General features: G+C 68.1%; 18 protein-coding genes. 6 read left to right on the top strand and 12 right to left on the bottom strand.

Features of this window, described 5'->3' with window-relative positions; translation table 11 throughout:
- The first annotated feature begins 16 nt into the window (after window positions 1-16).
- The gene (locus tag OM513_RS11165) at window positions 17-1,363 is read left to right on the top strand and encodes a TldD/PmbA family protein (protein ID WP_264944322.1); all 1,347 of its coding nucleotides are present in this window, start codon (window positions 17-19) and stop codon (window positions 1,361-1,363) included.
- Window positions 1,356-2,132 (top strand): 3'(2'),5'-bisphosphate nucleotidase CysQ, encoded by a 777-nt coding sequence (locus OM513_RS11160; RefSeq protein WP_264944321.1) that lies wholly within the window; start codon window positions 1,356-1,358, stop codon window positions 2,130-2,132. Before OM513_RS11165 ends, OM513_RS11160 begins: the two co-directional genes overlap by 8 nt.
- 43 nt (window positions 2,133-2,175) lie before the next feature.
- Here the strand turns inward: OM513_RS11160 and OM513_RS11155 are convergent, their stop codons facing one another.
- From OM513_RS11155 to OM513_RS11135, 5 genes are all read right to left on the bottom strand, one after another.
- Entirely contained in the window at window positions 2,176-2,892 is a 717-nt protein-coding gene (locus OM513_RS11155) for a hypothetical protein (protein ID WP_264944319.1), read from the bottom strand.
- A gap of 6 nt (window positions 2,893-2,898) precedes the next feature.
- Window positions 2,899-4,101 (bottom strand): toxic anion resistance protein, encoded by a 1,203-nt coding sequence (locus tag OM513_RS11150; RefSeq protein WP_264944318.1) that lies wholly within the window; start codon window positions 4,099-4,101, stop codon window positions 2,899-2,901.
- Window positions 4,102-4,224: 123 nt separating this feature from the next.
- Window positions 4,225-4,563, bottom strand: a complete 339-nt coding sequence (locus tag OM513_RS11145) for a hypothetical protein (RefSeq protein ID WP_264944316.1) — start codon at window positions 4,561-4,563, stop codon at window positions 4,225-4,227.
- 86 nt (window positions 4,564-4,649) lie between these two features.
- Window positions 4,650-5,618, bottom strand: a complete 969-nt coding sequence (locus tag OM513_RS11140; RefSeq protein WP_264944315.1) for a GGDEF domain-containing protein — start codon at window positions 5,616-5,618, stop codon at window positions 4,650-4,652.
- Between the two features lie 94 nt (window positions 5,619-5,712).
- Window positions 5,713-6,276 carry an NADPH-dependent FMN reductase gene (locus OM513_RS11135; RefSeq protein WP_264944313.1) on the bottom strand — a complete coding sequence of 188 codons (564 nt, stop codon included), beginning with the start codon at window positions 6,274-6,276 and terminating at the stop codon, window positions 5,713-5,715.
- A gap of 78 nt (window positions 6,277-6,354) precedes the next feature.
- On the opposite strand from OM513_RS11135, the gene typA reads away from it, so the two are divergent.
- The gene (gene typA, locus OM513_RS11130) at window positions 6,355-8,175 is read left to right on the top strand and encodes a translational GTPase TypA (RefSeq protein ID WP_264944312.1); all 1,821 of its coding nucleotides are present in this window, start codon (window positions 6,355-6,357) and stop codon (window positions 8,173-8,175) included.
- A 78-nt stretch (window positions 8,176-8,253) separates the two neighbouring features.
- Window positions 8,254-8,799, top strand: a complete 546-nt coding sequence (locus OM513_RS11125) for a hypothetical protein (RefSeq protein WP_264944310.1) — start codon at window positions 8,254-8,256, stop codon at window positions 8,797-8,799.
- A gap of 82 nt (window positions 8,800-8,881) precedes the next feature.
- Here OM513_RS11125 and OM513_RS11120 read toward each other — a convergent pair whose 3' ends face one another.
- The 3 genes from OM513_RS11120 to OM513_RS11110 form a co-directional block, all read right to left on the bottom strand.
- Window positions 8,882-10,270 carry a nicotinate phosphoribosyltransferase gene (locus OM513_RS11120; protein WP_264944309.1) on the bottom strand — a complete coding sequence of 463 codons (1,389 nt, stop codon included), beginning with the start codon at window positions 10,268-10,270 and terminating at the stop codon, window positions 8,882-8,884.
- Between the two features lie 53 nt (window positions 10,271-10,323).
- A complete protein-coding gene (locus OM513_RS11115; protein ID WP_264944307.1) occupies window positions 10,324-11,388 on the bottom strand; it encodes a bifunctional nicotinamide-nucleotide adenylyltransferase/Nudix hydroxylase in 1,065 nt (354 codons plus the stop codon).
- Between the two features lie 91 nt (window positions 11,389-11,479).
- A complete protein-coding gene (locus OM513_RS11110; RefSeq protein WP_264944306.1) occupies window positions 11,480-11,878 on the bottom strand; it encodes an EVE domain-containing protein in 399 nt (132 codons plus the stop codon).
- Window positions 11,879-12,034: 156 nt separating this feature from the next.
- On the opposite strand from OM513_RS11110, the gene OM513_RS11105 reads away from it, so the two are divergent.
- Window positions 12,035-12,328 carry a DUF3297 family protein gene (locus tag OM513_RS11105; RefSeq protein WP_264944305.1) on the top strand — a complete coding sequence of 98 codons (294 nt, stop codon included), beginning with the start codon at window positions 12,035-12,037 and terminating at the stop codon, window positions 12,326-12,328.
- A gap of 21 nt (window positions 12,329-12,349) precedes the next feature.
- On the opposite strand, the gene OM513_RS11100 is transcribed toward OM513_RS11105, so the two are convergent.
- The 3 genes from OM513_RS11100 to OM513_RS11090 all read right to left on the bottom strand — a co-directional run bounded on the left by OM513_RS11100 (window position 12,350) and on the right by OM513_RS11090 (window position 15,074).
- On the bottom strand, window positions 12,350-13,114 hold the full coding sequence (locus OM513_RS11100) for an isocitrate lyase/PEP mutase family protein (RefSeq protein WP_264944304.1): 765 nt from the start codon (window positions 13,112-13,114) through the stop codon (window positions 12,350-12,352).
- A 116-nt stretch (window positions 13,115-13,230) separates the two neighbouring features.
- A complete protein-coding gene (locus tag OM513_RS11095; RefSeq protein WP_264944302.1) occupies window positions 13,231-14,040 on the bottom strand; it encodes a LytR/AlgR family response regulator transcription factor in 810 nt (269 codons plus the stop codon).
- Complete coding sequence (locus tag OM513_RS11090; protein ID WP_264944399.1) at window positions 14,037-15,074, bottom strand: sensor histidine kinase; 1,038 nt, start codon at window positions 15,072-15,074, stop codon at window positions 14,037-14,039. The genes OM513_RS11095 and OM513_RS11090 overlap by 4 nt, the downstream gene beginning before the upstream one ends.
- Window positions 15,075-15,370: 296 nt before the next feature.
- Here OM513_RS11090 and OM513_RS11085 point away from each other — a divergent pair, with 296 nt between their 5' ends.
- Window positions 15,371-15,961: an HD domain-containing protein gene (locus tag OM513_RS11085; protein WP_264944301.1), complete on the top strand. Its 591-nt coding sequence runs from the start codon at window positions 15,371-15,373 to the stop codon at window positions 15,959-15,961.
- A 109-nt stretch (window positions 15,962-16,070) separates the two neighbouring features.
- Here the strand turns inward: OM513_RS11085 and OM513_RS11080 are convergent, their stop codons facing one another.
- Complete coding sequence (locus OM513_RS11080) at window positions 16,071-19,493, bottom strand: TonB-dependent receptor (RefSeq protein WP_264944299.1); 3,423 nt, start codon at window positions 19,491-19,493, stop codon at window positions 16,071-16,073.
- Window positions 19,494-19,550: the final 57 nt, after the last annotated feature.

Here is a 19,550-nt window from a genome sequence, read left to right as displayed (position 1 = left end):
TCCCTAAGTGCCCGGGATGCTGACTGTCGAACAGGCCCGGGAGCGCGTCGAGGATATCGTCGCGCGGGCCAAGCGGGCGGGCGCCGATGCCGCCGATGCCGTGATCGCCGCCGATCGCTCCACCGCCGTATCGGTGCGGATGGGCGCGCTGGAGGATGTCGAGCGTTCGGAGAGCGAGGAGCTGGGGCTGCGCGTGTTTGTGGGCCGCCGCTCGGCCAGCGTATCCTCGTCCGATATCGCGCCGGAAACGGTTGCCGGGCTGGTCGATCGCGTGCTGGCGATGGCGCGCGAGGCACCCGAGGACCCCTGGGCCGGGCTGGCGCCCGAGGTGCGGCTGCTGCACGGCGCACCGCCCCAGCTCGACCTGGACGATGGCGCGCAGGAAGGCCCCGCCGCGCTCAAGGAACGCGCGCTCGCCGCGGAAGACGCCGCGCGCGCCGTTGCGGGCGTGACCAACAGCGAGGGCGGCAGCGCGTCCGCCGGGCGCACGATCACCGCGCTGGCCACCAGCCACGGCTTCGCGGGCGCCTATGCGCTCACCAGCCACATGACCAGCGCCAGCGTGCTCGCGGGCACCGGCGATGCCAAGCAGCGCGACGGCGCCTGGCATTCCGCGCGCCACGCGGCGCTGCTGGAGGCGCCGGAGGCGATCGGCCGGCTGGCGGGTGATCGCACGGTGGCGCGGCTGAACCCCGGCCGCGTCGAAAGCGGGGCCATGCCCGTGGTGTTCGATCGCCGCGTCTCCGGCGGGCTGCTCGGCCACCTGGCGGGGGCGATCGCCGGCGCCTCGATCGCGCGGGGCACCAGCTTCCTCCAGGACGCGCTCGGCACGCGGGTGTTCGCGCCGGGCGTCACGATCCGCGACGATCCGCACCGGCCGCGCGGCCTGCGCTCGCGCCCGTTCGACGGGGAAGGGCTGGCGGTGATGCCGTTCGATCTGGTGGTGGACGGCATGCTCGAAAGCTGGCTGCTCGACAGCGCGGCCGCGCGCCAGCTTGGGCTGGAGCCGACCGGCCATGCGGTGCGCAGCATCGGCGGCGGGCCGATGACCAGCCCCAGCAACCTCTATATGGAGCCGGGCCGCGAACCGCGCGAGACGCTGATCGGCGCGATCGCGCGCGGCGTCTACGTCACCGAGCTGATCGGCCACGGCATCAACGGGGTGACGGGCGACTACAGCCGCGGCGCGGCGGGCTTCCTGATCGAGAACGGCGAGCTGACCCGCCCGGTCTCCGAAATCACCATCGCGGGCAACCTGAAGGATATGTTTCTGGCGATCACCCCGGCGAGCGACCTGGAATTCCGCTATGGCGCCAACGCGCCCACGCTGCGCATCGACGGGATGATGATCGCCGGTGACTGACCTGGCCGACTCGATCGCGGCGATCGCCGCCGAAGCGGGCCGCTATGCGATGGACCGCTGGCAGGACGATTTCGCGCGATGGGAAAAGGCGCCGGGCAACCCGGTGTGCGAGATCGACATGGCGCTGGACGCGATGCTGCGCGAGCGGCTGATGGCGCTGGTGCCCGATGCGGGCTGGCTGTCGGAGGAGAGCGTCGACGATCGCGCGCGGCTGGCGCACGATCGCGTCTGGGTGGTCGATCCGATCGACGGCACGCGCGATTATCTGCGCGGGCGGCCGGGCTGGGCGGTGTCGATCGCGCTGGTGGAATATGGCCAGCCGGTGGTGGGCGTGCTCGATGCGCCCGCGCGCGGCGAATTGTGGAGCGCGGTGGCGGGCGGCGGCGCGTGCCGCAACGGCGAGACGCTGCGCACGGGCACCCGCGCGCTGCTGCCCGGCGCGCGCGTTCCGGCGGACAGCCTGCCGCGCGTCGACGCGGACCTGACCCCGGTGTTCAAGCCCAATTCGATCGCGCTGCGCATCGGCATGGTCGCGGCGGGGGAGGCCGATCTGGTCGCCACGCTGCGCTGGGGCGCGGAATGGGACATCGCCGCCGCCGTGCTGCTCGCGCGTGAGGCGGGGGCGGCCGTTACCGACGCCTTCGGCGAACGGCTGGAGTTCAACACCCCTTCCGGCGAGGCGTTCGGCGTGCTCGCCACCGCGCCCGGCATCCACGCCCAGGCGGTCGAGCGGCTGAGCGAGCGGGCGAAGGCGGGGGTGGTGCGTTAGGGTCTGAGGCAGCTCTGCTGAAGTGGTTGCGGTTCCGGCCCGCTCAGTCCGCGAAATCCTCGTCGCGATACTTGATCTGCAGGTATCGCCCGCGCGTTTCCAGCGCGTCGATGTCGCCCTGGGCAAGCTGCTCGCTCATCTCGGCGATCTCGCCGTCGATCAGGCGCAGGCTGTCGGCAAGCTGCTGGTCGGGCGTCATGCCGTTGCGTTCCACGGCGCGCAGCGGCTCGGGCACGCGGCCATAGCCCTTGATCAGCTCGGGCAGTTGCTCGCCCACCAGCTTGCGCACCTCCTGCGCGGCGGGCGACTGTTCGTCGAGCGTGGCGAGCTGCGGCGCCAGCATCTCCAGCTTCACGCCGATCGAATCGACCAGCGATCGCGCCGGGGCGGGCAGTGCGGGCCGCTGGGTCTCCAGCCAGCGTTCGGTGGTGACCGGCAGCGCCTTCAGCGGCACCTGCGCCAGCTTCTCGGCGCTGGGCGGTGGGCCGGCCGCGGGCAGCATCGCGAACAGGATGGTCGCGGCGATCAGCAGGCCGATCACGCCGAGCACCCCGGTCATGCCGATGCCGCCGGGCAGCACCAGCCCCGCCACGAACGCCGAGGCCAGGATCACGGCCACGGCGATCAGGATGCGGCGGATGCGCGCACCGGCCTCGTTGGCGGTACGGCGCGCGCGGCGCGCGACCGACGCATGACGCTCGCGAGCCCGGTTGAGCAGCTCGCTGGCGCGCGCGATCTGGTTGTCCACTTCGGTGGGCATCGGCCCTTACAGCGCCTCCAGCCGATAGGTGTCGCCGGGGCCGGACACCTGGTTCTGCGAGGCACCCTCGGCGCGGGCGATATAGCCCTTGGACTTCTCCACCTCGTTCGACAGCGTGTTGACCGTTGCCTTCATGCTGTCGAGCGCCTTCAGCTTGAACGTGTCGATCGCGTCCATCGTGTCATAGATGTTCTGGAACGCACGCTGCAGCGTCTCCACCGGGATGGTGGAGCTGGCGGCCTGCTCATGGATCGCGGCGGTGTTGCTCTTCAGGAGCTGGCCGGTCGAATCGATCAGGCCCGCGGTGGTGGTGTTCAGCGCGGTGATCTGGTCCAGCACCAGCTTCTGGTTGGTCAGCGCCTGTGCCACGGTCACGGCCGTGCGCAGCGCGGAGACCGTGGTGGTGGAGGCGCGGTCGACGCCCTTGATCAGCTCGACATTGTTCTTCTTGACCAGATCGAGCGCGAGATAGCCCTGCACCGTCACCGCCATCTGCGTCAGCAGGTCCTGCGTGCGCTGGCGGACATAGAAGAGCGCGGTCTCGCGCACGGCCTTGGCCTTGGCGGGATCGGTGTGATCCAGCTCGTTGGCCTTTTCCTCCAGCTTCGCGTCCATCGCCTTCGACAGATAGATCATCTGTTCCAGCCGCCCCATGGCGTTCCACAGGTTGGCGCGCTCGGTGCCGATGGCGGCATTGTCCTGCAACAGCTCGTCCTTGCCGTTGGCCAGGCTTTTTAGGATGCCGTTGATGTGGCTCTGCGAGCTTTGGTACTTGCGGAAATATTGCTTGATGCCGCCGCCGAAGATGCGGCTGAGGAAGCCGTCCTTGCCGCCCACCAGCTTGCCGTTGCGGCTGGGGTCCAGGTCTTCCACCGTCTTGCGCAGCGCCAGCAGGTCGGCGCCGACGCCGGTGTCCGCGTCCATCGCGCGCACGGGGCGATCGAGGAAGCGGTTGGACTGGCCGGCCGCGTCGCGGATCTCCTTCTGCCCCATCGCCGCGATCGCATCGACGCGCTTGCCGAATTCGGGCGAGTTCACGTCCTGCGCCACCAGGTCCTCGATGAAGCCGTCGACGCGCGCTTCCAGCTCGGTCTTCTTCGCATCGTCCACGGGAACCAGCCCCGCGGCCTTCTCCGGCTGCACCACCGCCACAGGCTCGGGAGGGGTGAGCACCAGTTCCTGTTCCGGGGCCTCTAACTTGGTCGCCATTCCTGCCTCCAATGCCACCCATGCTGATCTAGAGCAGTTGGCGGCATCATCAAGTGTATCGTTCATATAATACACCACTGGCCGGAGGCCAAGGGCGGCGGGCCGCGGCGCCGCGCGCGGGGCCTATCCGCCCGTCTTGTTGCGGCGGACGATCTGCTCGCCTTCCTCCAGCGGGCGGGGACGGCACTTGGCCGGATCGGGCTGTTCGGCATCGACGCAATAGCGCGTGCCGGGGCCGATGCCCTCGGCCGACGCGCTTTCGCCCGCTTTCGCCACCGCGCCCAGCAATTCGCGATCGGTGTAGAACAGCGCGTGGCAGCTCCCGCTGCTCGAACGGCGGCACTGCAGCGTCACCGTTCCGCCCTCCAGCCTGGCGTCCAGCACCGCCTCCACGGTCTTCTCGCCGGCGGGCTGGCATGCGGGGAGCATCAGCAGCAGGGCGAGCGCGGGGAACGGCTTCATCGGCGGGGTCCTTTGTGTGTTATTGGTATAACACGCAATTCGCGGCTGCATAGCCGCATCCCGCGAGCCGGCCCGGCACGGCCCGCTCAGGCGATGCGGCCCTCCTCGGGCGCCAGCAGGATGGTGCTTTCCACGCGGTTCCGGCCCGCCGCCTTGGCGCGGTAGAGCATGTTGTCGGCCGCGAGCACCAGCCCTTCGGGCATGCGGATCGATCCGCCGGGCCGCGCCACCGCGGTTGCCACGCCGATGCAGGCGGTCACCACGCCGGCCGGGTTCGATGCGTGCGGAAGCTTCAGGGCGGCGATGTCGCTGCGCACGGCCTCTCCGGCCGCATGGGCGTCGGCCGGGCCGGTATCGGGCAGGATCACCGCCATCTCCTCCCCGCCATAGCGTGCGGGGAGCGCCGGGGGCGCGCCGAAGCGGGCGCGCAGTACCCTGCCGATCGCGCGCAGGCAATCGTCGCCCACCTGATGGCCGTAACGGTCGTTGAACTGCTTGAACCAGTCGAGATCGATCATCAGCAGCGATATCGGCCCTGCGTCGGCCAGTTCGTCGATCCAGCAGCGCGACAGCGCCTCGTCGAACACGCGGCGGTTGGCCAGCCCCGTCAGCCCGTCGATCGCGGCCAGCCGCGCGAGCTCTTCCTCCAGATGCTTGCGCTCGGTGACGTCGCGCATCACGACCAGCACGTCGCCACGCTCCTCGCCCGGTTCGGGGGGCAGGTGGCGGGCGCTGGCTTCCATCCAGCGGATGCTGCCGTCGCGATGCCACATGCGCAGCGTCACCCGGGCGCTTTCGGTGCCGGCGGCGATCTGGGCGGCGTCCATGGCCAGCACGGCATCCTTGTCGACCATATGGGCCAGTGGACCCTGCATCCAGTCCTCGATCGGCCAGCCCAGCACCGCGACCGCGGAGGGCGAGACATAGCGTGGCATCAGATCCGGCCCCGCGCGGACGAAGATGTCGTTGCTGGTCTCGGCGAAAAGGCGCGCGGTATCGTCGGGTACCGGCGCGGGCTTGTTCCGGCGGAACAGCCGGAGCGGGAACTGGAGCATGCTGCCTCGAAGCGGTCGCCGGGCACGCGGCCCGTGGATAGGGCAGCAGATAGACCATCGCCGTGAAGGCGCGGTTAAGACCCGTGCCGGGGTTTCACCGCGCCGCCTTCAGCGCGCTCCCCCACCAGGCGATCTCGTCGAACAGATGGCCGATCCAGCGCAGGTCCTTGTCGTCGCCGGCGAAGCGGCCCTCCTGCACCTTGCCCCACACCCCCATGATGTGGACCGATGCCTCCAGCGGCGCCGTCTGCAGCTCGCGTGCGATGCAGGTCAGCAGCTCGATCGATCGCGCGCCGCCGTTGCCGCCATAGCCGACGAAGGCCATCGGCTTGCGGTTCCATTCGGCATAGACATAGTCGAGCGCGTTCTTCAGCACCGCGGGCGGCCCGTGGTTATATTCGGGCGTGACCAGGATATAGCCGTCCGCCGCGGCGATCTTGTCCGCCCAGGCGATCTGCAGCGGATCGGCATATCCCCCCGCCGCGGGCGGCTTGGCGAAGGCGTAGAAGGGCAGGTTCCAGTCCTTCAGGTCCACCAGCTCGCACGCCAGCCCGGGACGGGCCGCGGCCTGCTCCATCACCCAGTTGGCGACCGGCTCGGCCATGCGGCCCTCGCGGACAGAACCCATGATGACAAGGATGTTCAGCGGCTGGGACATAGCATCACCCTAACGCACTTTCGCACTCGCACAATCTCCGCTATGGGCCGCGCCAACTCGCACTCCCGGGAAAACGCAATGAACCTCCGCAACGTGGCGATCATCGCCCACGTCGATCACGGCAAGACCACGCTCGTCGACCAGCTTTTCCGCCAGTCCGGCACCTTCCGCGACAACCAGCGCGTGGAAGAACGCGCGATGGACTCCAATGATCTGGAGAAGGAGCGCGGCATCACCATCCTGGCCAAATGCACCAGCGTGGAATGGCAGGGCACGCGCATCAACATCGTCGATACCCCCGGCCACGCCGATTTCGGCGGCGAGGTGGAGCGCATCCTCTCCATGGTGGACGGCGTGATCCTGCTGGTGGACGCGGCCGAGGGCGCGATGCCACAGACCAAGTTCGTCACCGGCAAGGCGCTGGCGCTGGGCCTTCGCCCGATCGTGGTGGTCAACAAGATCGACCGTTCGGACGCCCGCGCGCAGGAGGTGCTGGACGAGGTGTTCGACCTGTTCGTCAGCCTGGACGCCAATGACGATCAGCTCGATTTCCCCGTGCTCTTCGCCTCGGGCCGCAACGGCTATGCCGGCGACAACGCCGATGTGCGCGAAGGCACGCTGGAGCCGCTGTTCGAACGGATCATCGGCCATGTGCCGCCGCCCGCGCTGGATCAGGACGCGCCGTTCAGCTTCCTCGTCACGCTGCTGGATCGCGACAACTTCCTGGGCCGCATCCTCACCGGCCGGGTCCAGTCGGGCACGGTGAAGGTCAACCAGCCGATCCACGCGCTCGACAACGCGGGCAATGTGATCGAGGTGGGCCGCGCGTCGAAGCTGATGAGCTTCCGCGGGCTGGAGCGCGTGCCGGTGGACGAGGCGCGGGCGGGCGACATCATCAGCATGGCCGGCCTGGCCGTGGCCACCGTGGCGAACACCATCGCCGATACCTCGGTCAGCGAGCCAATCCAGGCCCAGCCGATCGATCCGCCCACGCTGTCGATGCGCTTCGCGGTGAACGACAGCCCGATGGCGGGGCGCGAGGGCACCAAGGTGACCAGCCGCATGATCCGCGACCGCCTGTTCCGCGAGGCCGAATCGAACGTCGCGATCCGCGTGACCGAAGCGGCCGACAAGGACAGCTTCGAGGTGGCGGGCCGCGGCGAGCTCCAGCTCGGCGTGCTGATCGAGACGATGCGCCGCGAAGGCTTCGAGCTCGGCATCAGCCGCCCGCGCGTGCTGTTCCGCGAAGGCGAGGGCGGCGGGCGCGAGGAGCCCTATGAAACCGTCGTCGTCGATGTGGACGACGAATATTCGGGCACGGTCGTGGAGAAGATGTCGATCCGCAAGGCGGAGCTGACCGACATGCGCCCGTCCGGCGGCGGCAAGACGCGCATCACCTTCTCCGCCCCCTCGCGCGGGCTGATCGGCTATCACGGCGAATTCCTGTCGGATACGCGCGGCACCGGCATCATGAACCGGCTGTTCGAGAAATACGGCCCCTACAAGGGCACGATCGAGGGCCGCCCCAACGGCGTGCTGATCTCCAACGGCACCGGCGAGGCGGTGGGCTATGCGCTCAACGCGCTGGAGGAGCGCGGCATCCTGTTCGTGTCGCCGGGCGATCCGATCTACGAAGGCATGATCATCGGCGAGAACGCCAAGCCCGACGATCTCGAAGTCAATCCGATGAAGTCCAAGCAGCTCACCAATTTCCGGGCGAGCGGCAAGGACGACGCGATCCGCCTGACCCCGCCGAAGAAGATGACGCTGGAACAGGCCATCGCCTATATCGACGACGACGAGATGGTGGAGGTGACGCCCAAGTCGATCCGCCTGCGCAAGCGCCACCTGGACCCGCACGAACGCAAGCGCGCCAGCCGCCAGAAGGACGCGGCTTGATCCCGATCGGGCGCTTCCGGCCTCCATGCGGCCATGTTTCCGTGCGGTGATGCTCCCGGATCATTCTTAGGAAGCACCATGTTCGTCGCCGCGCTGATGCTGTTCGCCGGGGTTCAGGAGGCGCCGCCCGCCGCCAGCGTCGGCAGGCCGGATACGGCGGCGGACGGGACGCAGCGGTGGTCTATCCTGATCCCCGATCCCTGTGAGGAGGCGCGGCGGCGCGGCGAGCAGATCGTGGTGTGCGGCACGGTGGAATCCTCGCAGCGCCTGCCGCTTCCCGGCGAGCGCGGGCCGCCCGACCGGCCGATGCCGGGCAACCCCAATGCCTCGGGCAGCGGCGCGCTGGCTATGACGAGCGCGCCCTGCGCCACGCGATCGGAAGGATGCACGACCGGCATCAACATCTTCGGCGGCGGCACCTTCTTGGCGCGCGCGCTGGGCAAGCTGGTCGACGGCGACAGTTGCTGCGAGGAGCCGGGGGAGGCGACCGATCCGCTGCTGCTGGCCCGGGATGCGGTGGGCGGGGTGAAGCGGCTGTTCAAGAAAAAGCCCGACAAGTCCAAGCGGATCCCGATCCTGCTCGACGATCCGGCGCCCGAACCCGCCAAGACCCCGGCGCCCTGAGGGGCGGCCTGAGACACGCGGAAGGGGAAGGCGCGGCACGCGGCTCCCCGGCGCGCCCGTGGCACCGGGGAGCCGCGCCGCTTCACCACAGCGCCGCGCGCGCGCGCACCGCTTCGAAGTCATGGCGCACCAGCAGCTCGCCGTTGCGCCACACCGGCGTCATCAGGTCCTCGCCCGGCGCACAGGCGTCCAGCCGCCGCGCCTCCAGCCGGCCGTCCGCGCCGCGCACCACCGCCTGGCGCCCGGCCTTGCTGCCCTTGCCCGGATCGGTGGCGGGGGATTTGCTGACGTCGTGCCAGATGCCCGCATCGTCCTGCATCGCATCGGCCTTCATCGCGAAGCGCAGCGTATCGCGCGTGGTGGACTGGAGCAGCCCGCCGCCCATGCCGAACGCGATGTTGTCGATCGCGAAGCCCTTCCCGATCAGCCGGTCGATCAGCCGCGCGATGCTGTCCAGGTTCATCCCGTCGCCCTGGATCACGCGGACGTGGGGATCGAGCACGCGAAAGCCCTTGGCGTTCACGCTGCCGCCGAAGCGCGCCCACAGCGCCTCCACGGTGCGGGCGGGCGTCTCCACCGGATCGCCGCTGTCGGGCCGCACCACCAGCACGCCCTGGCGCGTCAGCACCTTTTCGCGCAGCGCCTCGCCCCAGATGCCGCTCACCGCATGGTCCAGGTCATAGCTGTCGGAGACGACCGCCACGATCTTCCCCGGCCCGTCGAACCGGTCGAGCATATTGGCATAGGCGGCGGTTTCGCGCGCGCGGCCCCAGCTCGTCATCGTGCTGTGCTCGGCCGCGGGGATCGAGAAGCCCGCCATCTCCGCCCCGTACCAGCGGCGCGCGGCGGCCAGCGCTTCCATCGTGTCGGTGCCCTGGAAGCAGACGAGGTGCGCCATCCCGCCCAGCCCGGCGCTCTCGCCGCTGGAAACGCCGCGCGCGCCGAAATCGTGGAGCTTGAAGGGAAGCTGCCCCTCCGGATCGTCGCTGGTGCGTTCCAGCCCCGCGCGGATGATCGCGCGGCACCGGGCGCTCAGCGTCGCCACGGTGGTGGGATACCAGACCGCGCGGAGCAGCGCCGTTTCCACGAAGGTGGTGAGCCACGGCATCGCCGGATCGGTGTTCACCACCTCCACCAGCGGCACGCCGGCGGGCGCCACGGTCCCTTCGGGCAGCGCGCGGATTTCGAGTGGCAGCATGCCGCCGTGGCGCGTCACGATCGCGTCCCATCCGGCGCGGTTGAACGGTTCGCCATGCGCGGCGCACACCGCCTCCGCCTCGTCCACATCGGCGGCGGTCACGGGCGTGCCCAGCATGCCGATCAGATAGGGCTGCAGCCCGAAGAAGATCAGCCGGTCGCTGAACGGATTGGGCCGCGCCTCCACATAGGCGCTGATCGCGCGCGCCTCGGGCGGATATTGCAGGAAATGGCTCTGCTTGTAGCTGTCGGTCGCCAGGATGAAGTTGGTCATGATCGTGAGCTCCTCACGGTTGGACGGTGCCGCCGGGCTCCCCGGCGGCGGCCTCACAGGTCGGCCATCGCCTCGATGATCGACCAGTGATCCTCGAACAGCATCGGCGGGGTAAGATCGCCGATGCGATACCAGCGGGCGTGGGCGGCATCGTCGCCGCCCTTCACCCGGAACAGGCTCCGCCGCTCGGGCAGGCGGAACAGGAAGGCGTGGGTGATGATCCGCCCGCGCAGCGAACGGCCGGGCGCGTCGAACACGCGGGTGCGCGAATCCTCGATGAAGCTGGCCAGCATCGCGGGCGGGATCTGCCCCTTGGCGTCGGCGATGCCGGTCTCCTCGCGCAGCTCGCGCACGGCGGCGTCGCGGATGCGCTCATCGGGGTTCACGAAGCCGCCCGGCAGCGCCAGCAGCCCCTTGCCGGGCAGCCGCCCGCGCTCGACGAGCAGGATATGGCCGGACTGGACGACCACCGCATCGGCGGTGACGAACGGCCCCCGGCCCCATTTGCGCGGATATTCCTCCAGGAACTCGGCCTCGGCGAGCAGCGCCGCGAATTCCGGCCCCATCTTGAACGCTTCGAGCCAGGCGGCGACGGGCGCGGACAGGATGGAGGACGGCACCTCCGGTATCCGCTGGAAATAGCGCCGGCGCACATCGGCCGAGCTGAACGTGCCATAGGCGCTGCCGAGCTGGATATTCTCCCATTCCGGAAACAGCTTGAGGTAATAGCTGGTGGCGTCCTTGCCATATCCGGCCAGCGCGATGCGGAAGTCGCGGATGCCGTTGGCGGCAAGGCCATCGGGGTTGCCCGCGGCCAGCACGATCGCGTTCACGCGGCGCTGCACACCGGTTACCCAGGCGGTGTCCGAATAGAGGTGGTCGTCCAGCGGCGCGACGATCAGCCGCCCCTCGGCCATTTCGGCGGGGAAGCATGCGCGGAACAGCGCCTCGCGCTCGGCATAGGTGAAGGGGTTGCGCGGATCGCGCGCCACATTGGCCGATCCGATCAGCACGATCAGCCGGCCGGCGCGGCCCAGCGCCTCGCGGATGACATGCTCATGGCCGATGTGCAGGGGCTGGAAGCGTCCGACGAAGACGCCGAAATCATGGCTTTGCATTCGAGGCTCCCTCGATCGCGATGTACCGCCGCGGACTCCCCGCGGCTGGCCGCGCGATACGCCCGCCGCGGGCGCCATGCAAGGGGCCGGATCAGCTCCCCATCGCGATCAGCACGGCCCATTCCGTGTCGCGCACGGGGGTCACGCTCAGCCGGCTCTGGCGCAGCATTTCCAGCGCGGCCAGCCGCGGCTCGGCCTTGATTTCCGCCAGCGTCACCGGCCGGGCCAGCGGCGCGACCGGCTTCACGGCCACGCTGGCCCATTTGCCGTCGTCCCCGTCCGGCTGCCAGGCGCGGGTGATCTCCATGATTCCCACGGCGGCCTTCTCCGTGTTGGAATGATAGAAGAGCGCGCGGTCGCCCGGCTGCATCTCCTTCAGGAAGTTGCGCGCGGTATAGTTGCGCACGCCGTTCCATTCGGTGGCGCCGTCGCGCTCCAGGTCGCTCCAGCTATAGGCATCCGGTTCGGATCGCAGGATCCAGTAGCGCATCGCGTTCGTTCTCCGTCTGGCCAGACGCTCTAGCGGGCGTTTCGGCGCATGCGCAACGGCGGGTGTCGCTTTCGCCCGCGCTCCGCCGTGCGGCTTGGTGCCGTCATGGCCTTCGGGGCTGGCGTTCGCCGCGCTTTTTTGCCAAACGCGCGGCCCATGAGCGACACGCCCCCGGACCGCCTTTCGGTCAACCCCAAGAGCCCGTTCTTCGATGAGCCGCTGCTGATGCGCGGCGTCGGCATCCGCTTCAAGGGCGTGCAGCGCCGCGACGTCGAGGAATATTGCGTCTCCGAAAGCTGGATAAAGGTCCAGCTCGGCAACAAGATGGATCGCAAGGGCAATCCGCTGACGATCAAGCTTAACGGCCCGGTCGAGGCATGGTTCGAAGCCCCCGCGAAGGACGCCGAGGGCGAGCCGGGTGAAGCCGCGGCCGAGGGCGGCGCCGAATAACCCGGCGCCCGCCGCACGGGTTCAGCCCGCCAGCGCCTCCCGCGCGGCATCCTCGAACGCCTTGAGCGCCAGCTTCCAGGGGAAGGGGCCGTGGCTGATCCGCGCCACGCCTGCCGATGCCACATCGGCGGCGGAAGGCCCGCCGGGGAACGCCATATAGTTCACCGGCAGTGGCACCGCCTTACAGATCCGCGCCAGCAGCCGCAGGTCGGCCAGCCCGGGGACGAAGAAACCGCTGGCGCCCGCCGCGGCATAGGCCAGCCCGCGCTCGATCGCATGGTTCGCCTTGGCCTCGTCATGGCTTTCGGGCTTGGCGATCAGGAAGATGTCGGTACGCGCGTTCAGGAAGAAGGCCGGGCCGGCTGCCGCGCGGATCGCCGCGATTCGCTTCGCCTGGTCGCTGGTGCTGTGCAGCTCGCGCCGGGTTGCGTGCGATGCGATCACCTGATCCTCCAGGTTGCATCCGATCGCGCCGGTCGCCGCCAGCCGCGCGACATTCTCCGCGGCGATGGCGGGATCGGGGGAATAGGCGCCCTCGAAATCGATGGTGACGGGCAGGTCCACCGCCTCCACCACCCGCGCGGCATTGGCCAGCGCCAGCGACAACGGCAGCGCCTCGGCGTCCTGATAGCCGTGCGCGCCGGCCACCGATGCGCTGCCGGTCGCAACCGCCCTGGCGCCCGCGCGTGCCACCGCCTGGGCCGATCCCGCGTCCCACACGTTGAACAGCACCACCGGCTCTCCGGGGACGTGCAGTGCAGCAAAGCTTTCGAAAGCGGCGGACATTGTTGCTGCTCCTTTTCGGGAGCTTGGAGTTGCCGCTTTGTTCCGCGCGGGTCAAGCAAAGCCGCGCTCGGCTCGTCGTGTTCGGATGCTCCCCCGCGGCCGCCGCCGCGGCGCGATCAGTGAACGAACCGCGCCACCACGTCGCGATACGAACGGCTCACCTTCACCTGTGCGCCCGAATCGAGCACCAGGAAGCATTCGCCGTTGGTGTGCGGCTTCACCTGGCGCACCAGGTCCAGGTTGACGATGGTCGAGCGGTGGACGCGCTGGAACCGGCGGGGGTCCAGCCGCTTCTCCAGGTCCTTCATCGTCTCGCGCAGGATCAACGTGTTGTCGCCGGTATAGATGCACATGTAATCGCCGGCCGCGTCGATCCGTTCGATCGTGTCGACGTCCACGCGGAAGATCTGGCCGCGATCCTTGATGTTGATCAGCTTTTCGAAGCGGTTGGCGGCCATCTCGCCGCCGGCCTCGTTCGAGGATGCCAGCTCCTCGACCGCTTCGGGCGCGACCTCGGTCAGCACCTCCTTCAGCTTCTCCACCTCTTCCACGCCGCGCTTTTCGGCGATGCGGCGGCGCACGCGGTCCAGCGTGTCGGCCAGCCGCGCTTCCTCGACGGGCTTGAGCAGGTAATCCACCGCCTGCGCCTCGAACGCGCGGATCGCGTGATCGCTATAGGCGGTGACGAAGACGAACAGCGGCGGCTCCACCTCCATCAGCCCCTGGACGACCGAAAAGCCGTCGAACCCCGGCATCTGGATGTCGAGGAACACCAGGTCGGGCTTGTGGGTCTTGATGCTGCGGATGGCCTCGCGGCCGTTGGAGCATTTGTCGACGATCTCGACGTCCTCATGGCTCTCCAGGCGGAGCTCCAGCCCCTGGATCGCCAGCGGTTCGTCGTCGACTAGGATGGTACGAATGGTCATGCGGCCTCTCGGTTCGGTTCCTCGATCTGGAACGGTATCTCGATCTCAACGCCGAACCCGGTCCCCGGGTTCGATTTTGTCTCGAAACGATGGTCAGGCCCGTAAGCCTGCGCCAGCCGCTCCCTGATATTGGCGAGCCCCACGCCGGTTGAAAGGGATGGACGCGATTTTGCGTCGGTCAAACCCGGCCCGGTGTCGGATACGGCGATCAGAACCCGTTCTCCGATGAGCCGAGCGGAAACGGTGATATCGGCCCCCTCCTCCTGCGGGGTGACGGCATATTTGATGGCGTTTTCGACCAATGGCTGCAGCAGCAGCGACGGCAGCCGCGCCTTGGCGACGCGCGGGTCGATCTCGAAATGGGTGCGCAGCCGTTCGTCGAAGCGCATCTTCTCGATTTCCAGATACAGCTTCAGCGTCTCCGCCTCCTGCGCCAGCGTGACGTGCGCGGTCGGCTCGTTGGCCAGCGTGTAGCGCAGGAACGACGACAGCCGCGAAAGCATCACATTCGCCCGCTCCGTCTGCTTCAGCAGCACCAAAGTCGATATGGAATTCAACGTATTGAACAAAAAATGCGGGTTGAGCTGATAGCGCAGCATCGCGAGCTGGGCGGAGGAGGCCTGGTTTTCCAGCGCCTTCATCTGATCGATCTGCTCCTCGACGATCAGGTAGAAGTTGATGCCGAAATAGAGCGCGGACCAGCCCGCCAGCACCGTGCAGCTAAGGAACAGCGCCGCCAGCACGAGCTGGATGTTGATCCCCGGCCCGGTGGTGTTGATGAACGAGAAGGTGAAGGCATCCAGGATCGCATAGATGATCGTGAACAGCGCCAGCGTGGCGACAGTCAGCAGCGCGCCGCTGATCCGCGGCAGCCGCCGGTAATAGCCGTAGAGCGTCGACAACAGCAGCGTGAGGCAATAGCCGACGATCGTTTCGATCAGCACGGCCAGGATGCCTTCCAGCGGAAAGCGGTTCGATACGCCCGAAACCGTCCTCAGCAGGAAATAGCCGCTCCATCCCACCGCCTGGAGCATCCAGAAGGCGCGGCTCTTGTCTTCGAAGAAAGGGCGGGAGATCGCCGCCGAGCGCACGAGCAGCGACCCGGACGCAAGCGATTGAGGAGCAGGCGCGTTTGCCACGCCGATGCTCCTAACATCCCGGCACGCCCGCCGCAAAGCCCGGCGGTAACGGATACTGTCCCATGCCGCCCCATGCGGCGCGGCCCGCGCCGGCGGCCGCCAGAATCGTGGAGCGCCGCCGGGCGCATCCATGATAGGCTGACGCCAGACGGCACCGGCGGCGCACGGCCGGGCCAGGCATGGAGGCGAGGATGGACGAAGGGCACGAACGCGCGGCCTTCACCGCGATGACCGAGGGCACGGCAGGCGACTGGGCGATCATCGGCGCCGATTTCCGTGGCTTCGCGGGCGGGCTGGCCGATCGCGTGCTGACCCACCTCAAGCTGCTCGACGGCGATTTCGGCGGCTTCCCGGTCGACCGGCTCCAGCATTCGCTGCAGACCGCCACCCGCGCGCACCGCGACGGGCGCGGCGAGGACTATGTGGTGATGGCGCTGCTCCACGACATCGGCGACACGCTGGGCACCTATAACCATCCGGATATCGCCGCGGCGATCCTGAAGCCCTTCGTGGGCGAGGATCTCCACTGGATCGCGCAGCACCACGGCATCTTCCAGGGCTATTATTTCTTCCATTTCCTGGGGATGGACCGCGATCTGCGCGAGAATTTCCGCGGCCATCCGAATTTCGAGGGATGCGAGGAATTCTGCCGCCTCTACGATCAGGCGGCGTTCGATCCGGCCTATGACACGGCGCCGCTGGCATTCTTTGAGCCGATGGTGCGCCGCCTGTTCGCCGCGCCGCGCAACTCGATCTACCTGAAGGCGATGGACCCGGCCTGACACCGCCTGCGCGCACCAGTCGCACCGCCGGGCAGTTCGTTCCCCCAAAACAAAACCGCCGCCCCATCGCTGGGGCGGCGGCTCTGCATTGCCAGTACCGGAAGGCGGATCAGAAGGCGTAGCTTACGCCCACCTTGATGCGCCACACCGACGAGCTGACGTTGATGCCATTGTCGGTGTCGTAGTCCGGGTTGAAGGCCGTGATGATGTAGCGGCCCTGCGCGTCCACGCCCGTGCTGGTCGCGACGTCCTGAAGGCCGGAGAAGTTCCGGCGATGCTGCACGTTCCAGTCGGAGTCGAGCAGGTTCAGGAAGTTGTCGATGGTGCCGTAGAGGCGCAGCGTGTCCTGCAGGCCGAACAGGCGGCCCGGACCCGGGATTTCCTGCGAGAACGACAGATCCATGTCGAAGTACCAGTCGTTCGAGCAGGTGTTCCGCGGAACCGTCGAGCCCATGTACTTGGAGGCGCACGACAGGCCCTGGCTGAATGCCACCAGCTTGTCGACTTCCGTCATGTTCGACGACGGCGAGAGGTTCGGATCGTTCCGGCCCGTCGGCAGATAGGCCAGCGCGTTTTCCGCACCCGAGGCGCTGTCGTTGAAGACGCCCGTGCCGGTGAAGGTCAGGCTGTACGGACGGCCCGAACGCGCGACGAAGGTCATGCTCAGGCGGGTGTCCAGGTCCTCGAAGAACTGCTCGCGGAAGCTGGTCTGCAGCGTGATGTTGTACTTGCTGCTGTAGAAGCCGCGCGAGACGCCCGGGTTCTGGCGGTCGGAGGCCGCGGTCAGGTCGTAGTTCGAACCCGCGGTCGAGTTGTACATGTTCCGGCGGTCATGGCCGTTGGAATAGGCGAAGCCGAGCGTGAAGAACGTCGAGCCGCCTTCCGTGAACACGCCGCCGTCGAAGTTCTTCGACAGGATGAACGACGCGGTCTGGCTGGTGAACGGGCGCGCGTTGGTCAGCATCAGCTCGTCGTCGCGGCTGGTGCCGAAGCAGGCCGCGGCGTTCGCCGAGGTCAGGCCCGAATAGATCGGACCCGGGTTGAGGCCGATCAGCGTCACGCCGCAGCCCGCGCGAAGCGGATCGAGCGAGGCATAGATCGGGCGACCGTCGATCGCGTAGCCGCTCAGGCCCTTGCGGATATCCGGGGTCTGCGACAGATCGACCAGCGTGAGCGGGTTGATGTAGCGGCTCAGGATGTAATCCAGGTTCAGGTGCCAGCCGCTGAAGAACCCGGCCTCGGCGAAGTTCAGCTCGGTGTCGACGCCCACGTTGAGGCGCGACACGGTCGGCAGCTTGATGTCCGGGCTGATCGACTGGGTGTCGCCCAGGCCGGCCGCCGCGCTGGCAATGCCCGATGCGCGGATGCAGCTCGGAACGCCGGTGAACGAACCGCCGGTCAGAACGCTGATCTGGCCCACCGGGCAGCCCGCGTCCTGGCTGGTCCCCTGCGAGAAGCCGCGGCCGTCGTTCTGGAAGGCGTTGCCGAACCACACCAGCGGATCGCCGCCGGAGAAGACGCCGACGCCAGCCCGCACCTTGGTGCGCGAGAAGAAGGCGAAGTCCGGAGCTTCATAGGTGATCGCCGTGCGCGGCATGAACGTCGGCGACAGGTTGCTGAAGCCGGTGGTGTTCGGGAAGCCGTAGCGCTGCAGGAACACCGGGTTCAGCTTGGGCGAGCCGCCGTCATACCATTCCACGCGCGCGCCGGTGACCAGCGAGATGCGGTCCGTGGCCTGCCAGTCGTCCTGGAAGTAGATCGCATAGATGCTGCGGGTGAACGCCGCGGCGGCATCGGTGACGTTGCCGGTCGACGAGAAGTTGCCGAACGCACCCTCGGTGGCGCCACTGATGACGTTGGCCGGGGTGGTGCTGGTCTGGTTGTTGCCGGTGCCCGGCGACAGCAGGCCCAGCCGCAGGTCGTTGACGTTGCGGAAGACCAGCGTGCCCGTGGCGTTCTGGACGAACAGGTTGAACAGGTCGGCCCGGTTCAGTTCCGCGCCCAGCTTCAGCTTGTGGTTGCCCTGATCGAGCTGCGCCACGAAGCGGTACTGGTCGATCTTGGTCTTCAGGTCGTTCGCCGAGCGCGAGGTGCCCGGGCCGGCCAGGACCGCGCCGTCGGGACCCGTGGCGTTGTCGATGCCCACAATGATGCGCGGGATCGGGTTAGCCGACTGGGCCTCGCCGCCGCCGACCGGATCCTGAAGATCCTGCACGTCCGAGTGCGAGTAGCGGATCTCGGTCGAGAAGCTGTCGTTCCACTGCGAGTAGAGACGGCCCGAATAATAGTTCGATTCCGTGCCGCTCAGGTAGAAGGTGTTGAGGCCGGTGACCTGCGGCGAGCTGGCGCCGGTGAAGAAGTCGTCGGCGCGGGTCGTGCTCTCCTCAAGGCGCTGATAGGTCGCCTCGAAGCGGTGCTGGTCGGAAATCTGCCAGTCGACACGGCCGAAATAGCGGTCGTTCTTGTAGGGGCGGCTGGTCACCAGCGGGCCGGTCTCGATGCCGTAGACGCTGCTGAGCACCTGCGAAATCTCGTTGAACGCAGCGACGGGCACGCCCGCCAGTTCGTTGGCATAGCCGGCGCCCGCGGGGCCGTCGTCCTGCGACTGGCCGGCTTCCTGATGCTCATAGGCGCCGAAGAAGAACAGCTTGTCCTTCCAGATCGGGCCGCCGAGATAGGCGCCCCAGCGCTTTTCCGGCTCGATCGGGGCGACCGGGCGGCCAGCGACGGTGTCGCCGCGCAGGCCCGAATCCGAATATTCGAAATAGCCGCCGCCGGTGAACTTGTTGGTACCCGACTTGGTCACGACGTTGATCGCGCAGCCGGTGAACTGGCCGTATTCGACGTCGAACGGCGCGAACTGGACCTGCGTCTCGCGGATCGCGTCATAGGGCAGCGGGGTGGAACTGCGCGACGAGAAGCCGGTGTCGTTCAGGCCGTAGATGTCGCCCTGGCTGATGCCGTCGACGGTGAAGGCGTTGCCGCGATCGTTGCCACCCAGGCACGAGATGCGGTCCACGCCCGAGCCGCCGTCGTCACGGTCGAGGCTGACGCGCGGGTCGATGCGGATGATGTCGCGGATGTCGCGGTTATAGCTCGGCGCCGCCTGGAGCAGTTCGCCCGAGAAGCTCTGGCCCGGGCCGACGGCAAGCTGCGCGACCACGACGCGCGAGCCGGTGACGACGATCTCGCCGCTGCCGCTCGCAAGCGAGAAGGTCAGGCTGGTGTTGCCCTGCAGGCTGGTGACGATGCCTTCGAGCGACTGGCCTTCGAAGCCCGAAGCGTTGGCGGTCACGGTGTAGGGGCCGCCGGTGACCAGGTTGGTCGCGGCGAAGGTGCCGGTGGAACCGGTGGTCAGTGTGCGGGTCGCGCCGGTGCGCGTGTCCGTGACGGTGACTTCCGCTCCAGCGATCGGTGCGCCGGATTCATCGGTGACGGTGCCCTCGATACCGGTGGTGATCTGCTGCGCGCTCGCAGCGGCAGGAATCATGAGCGCGGCCACCGCCGCGCCGGCATAAAGCATGTGGCGCATCGACTTTTCCCCTTGGAATACGTCTTACTGAATGTTCTCGTTGTGCACGTTGGTACG

The organism is Sphingomonas canadensis (assembly GCF_026013525.1).
Lineage (GTDB): Bacteria > Pseudomonadota > Alphaproteobacteria > Sphingomonadales > Sphingomonadaceae > Sphingomonas > Sphingomonas canadensis.
Note: the sequence above shows the minus strand (reverse complement) of the source record. Positions and strands in the feature narration are given on the sequence as shown.

Coding starts and splice junctions, on each gene's coding strand:
- OM513_RS11080 (WP_264944299.1), bottom strand. CDS start 19,493: ATGCGCCACATGCTTTATGCCGGCGCGGCGGTGGCCGCGCTCATGATT.
- OM513_RS11165 (WP_264944322.1), top strand. CDS start 17: ATGCTGACTGTCGAACAGGCCCGGGAGCGCGTCGAGGATATCGTCGCG.
- OM513_RS11115 (WP_264944307.1), bottom strand. CDS start 11,388: ATGCAAAGCCATGATTTCGGCGTCTTCGTCGGACGCTTCCAGCCCCTG.
- OM513_RS11140 (WP_264944315.1), bottom strand. CDS start 5,618: ATGCTCCAGTTCCCGCTCCGGCTGTTCCGCCGGAACAAGCCCGCGCCG.
- OM513_RS11095 (WP_264944302.1), bottom strand. CDS start 14,040: ATGACCATTCGTACCATCCTAGTCGACGACGAACCGCTGGCGATCCAG.
- OM513_RS11090 (WP_264944399.1), bottom strand. CDS start 15,074: ATGCTCCAGGCGGTGGGATGGAGCGGCTATTTCCTGCTGAGGACGGTT.
- OM513_RS11135 (WP_264944313.1), bottom strand. CDS start 6,276: ATGTCCCAGCCGCTGAACATCCTTGTCATCATGGGTTCTGTCCGCGAG.
- OM513_RS11150 (WP_264944318.1), bottom strand. CDS start 4,101: ATGGCGACCAAGTTAGAGGCCCCGGAACAGGAACTGGTGCTCACCCCT.
- OM513_RS11100 (WP_264944304.1), bottom strand. CDS start 13,114: ATGTCCGCCGCTTTCGAAAGCTTTGCTGCACTGCACGTCCCCGGAGAG.
- OM513_RS11120 (WP_264944309.1), bottom strand. CDS start 10,270: ATGACCAACTTCATCCTGGCGACCGACAGCTACAAGCAGAGCCATTTC.
- OM513_RS11105 (WP_264944305.1), top strand. CDS start 12,035: ATGAGCGACACGCCCCCGGACCGCCTTTCGGTCAACCCCAAGAGCCCG.
- OM513_RS11155 (WP_264944319.1), bottom strand. CDS start 2,892: ATGCCCACCGAAGTGGACAACCAGATCGCGCGCGCCAGCGAGCTGCTC.
- OM513_RS11125 (WP_264944310.1), top strand. CDS start 8,254: ATGTTCGTCGCCGCGCTGATGCTGTTCGCCGGGGTTCAGGAGGCGCCG.
- typA (WP_264944312.1), top strand. CDS start 6,355: ATGAACCTCCGCAACGTGGCGATCATCGCCCACGTCGATCACGGCAAG.
- OM513_RS11085 (WP_264944301.1), top strand. CDS start 15,371: ATGGACGAAGGGCACGAACGCGCGGCCTTCACCGCGATGACCGAGGGC.
- OM513_RS11110 (WP_264944306.1), bottom strand. CDS start 11,878: ATGCGCTACTGGATCCTGCGATCCGAACCGGATGCCTATAGCTGGAGC.
- OM513_RS11145 (WP_264944316.1), bottom strand. CDS start 4,563: ATGAAGCCGTTCCCCGCGCTCGCCCTGCTGCTGATGCTCCCCGCATGC.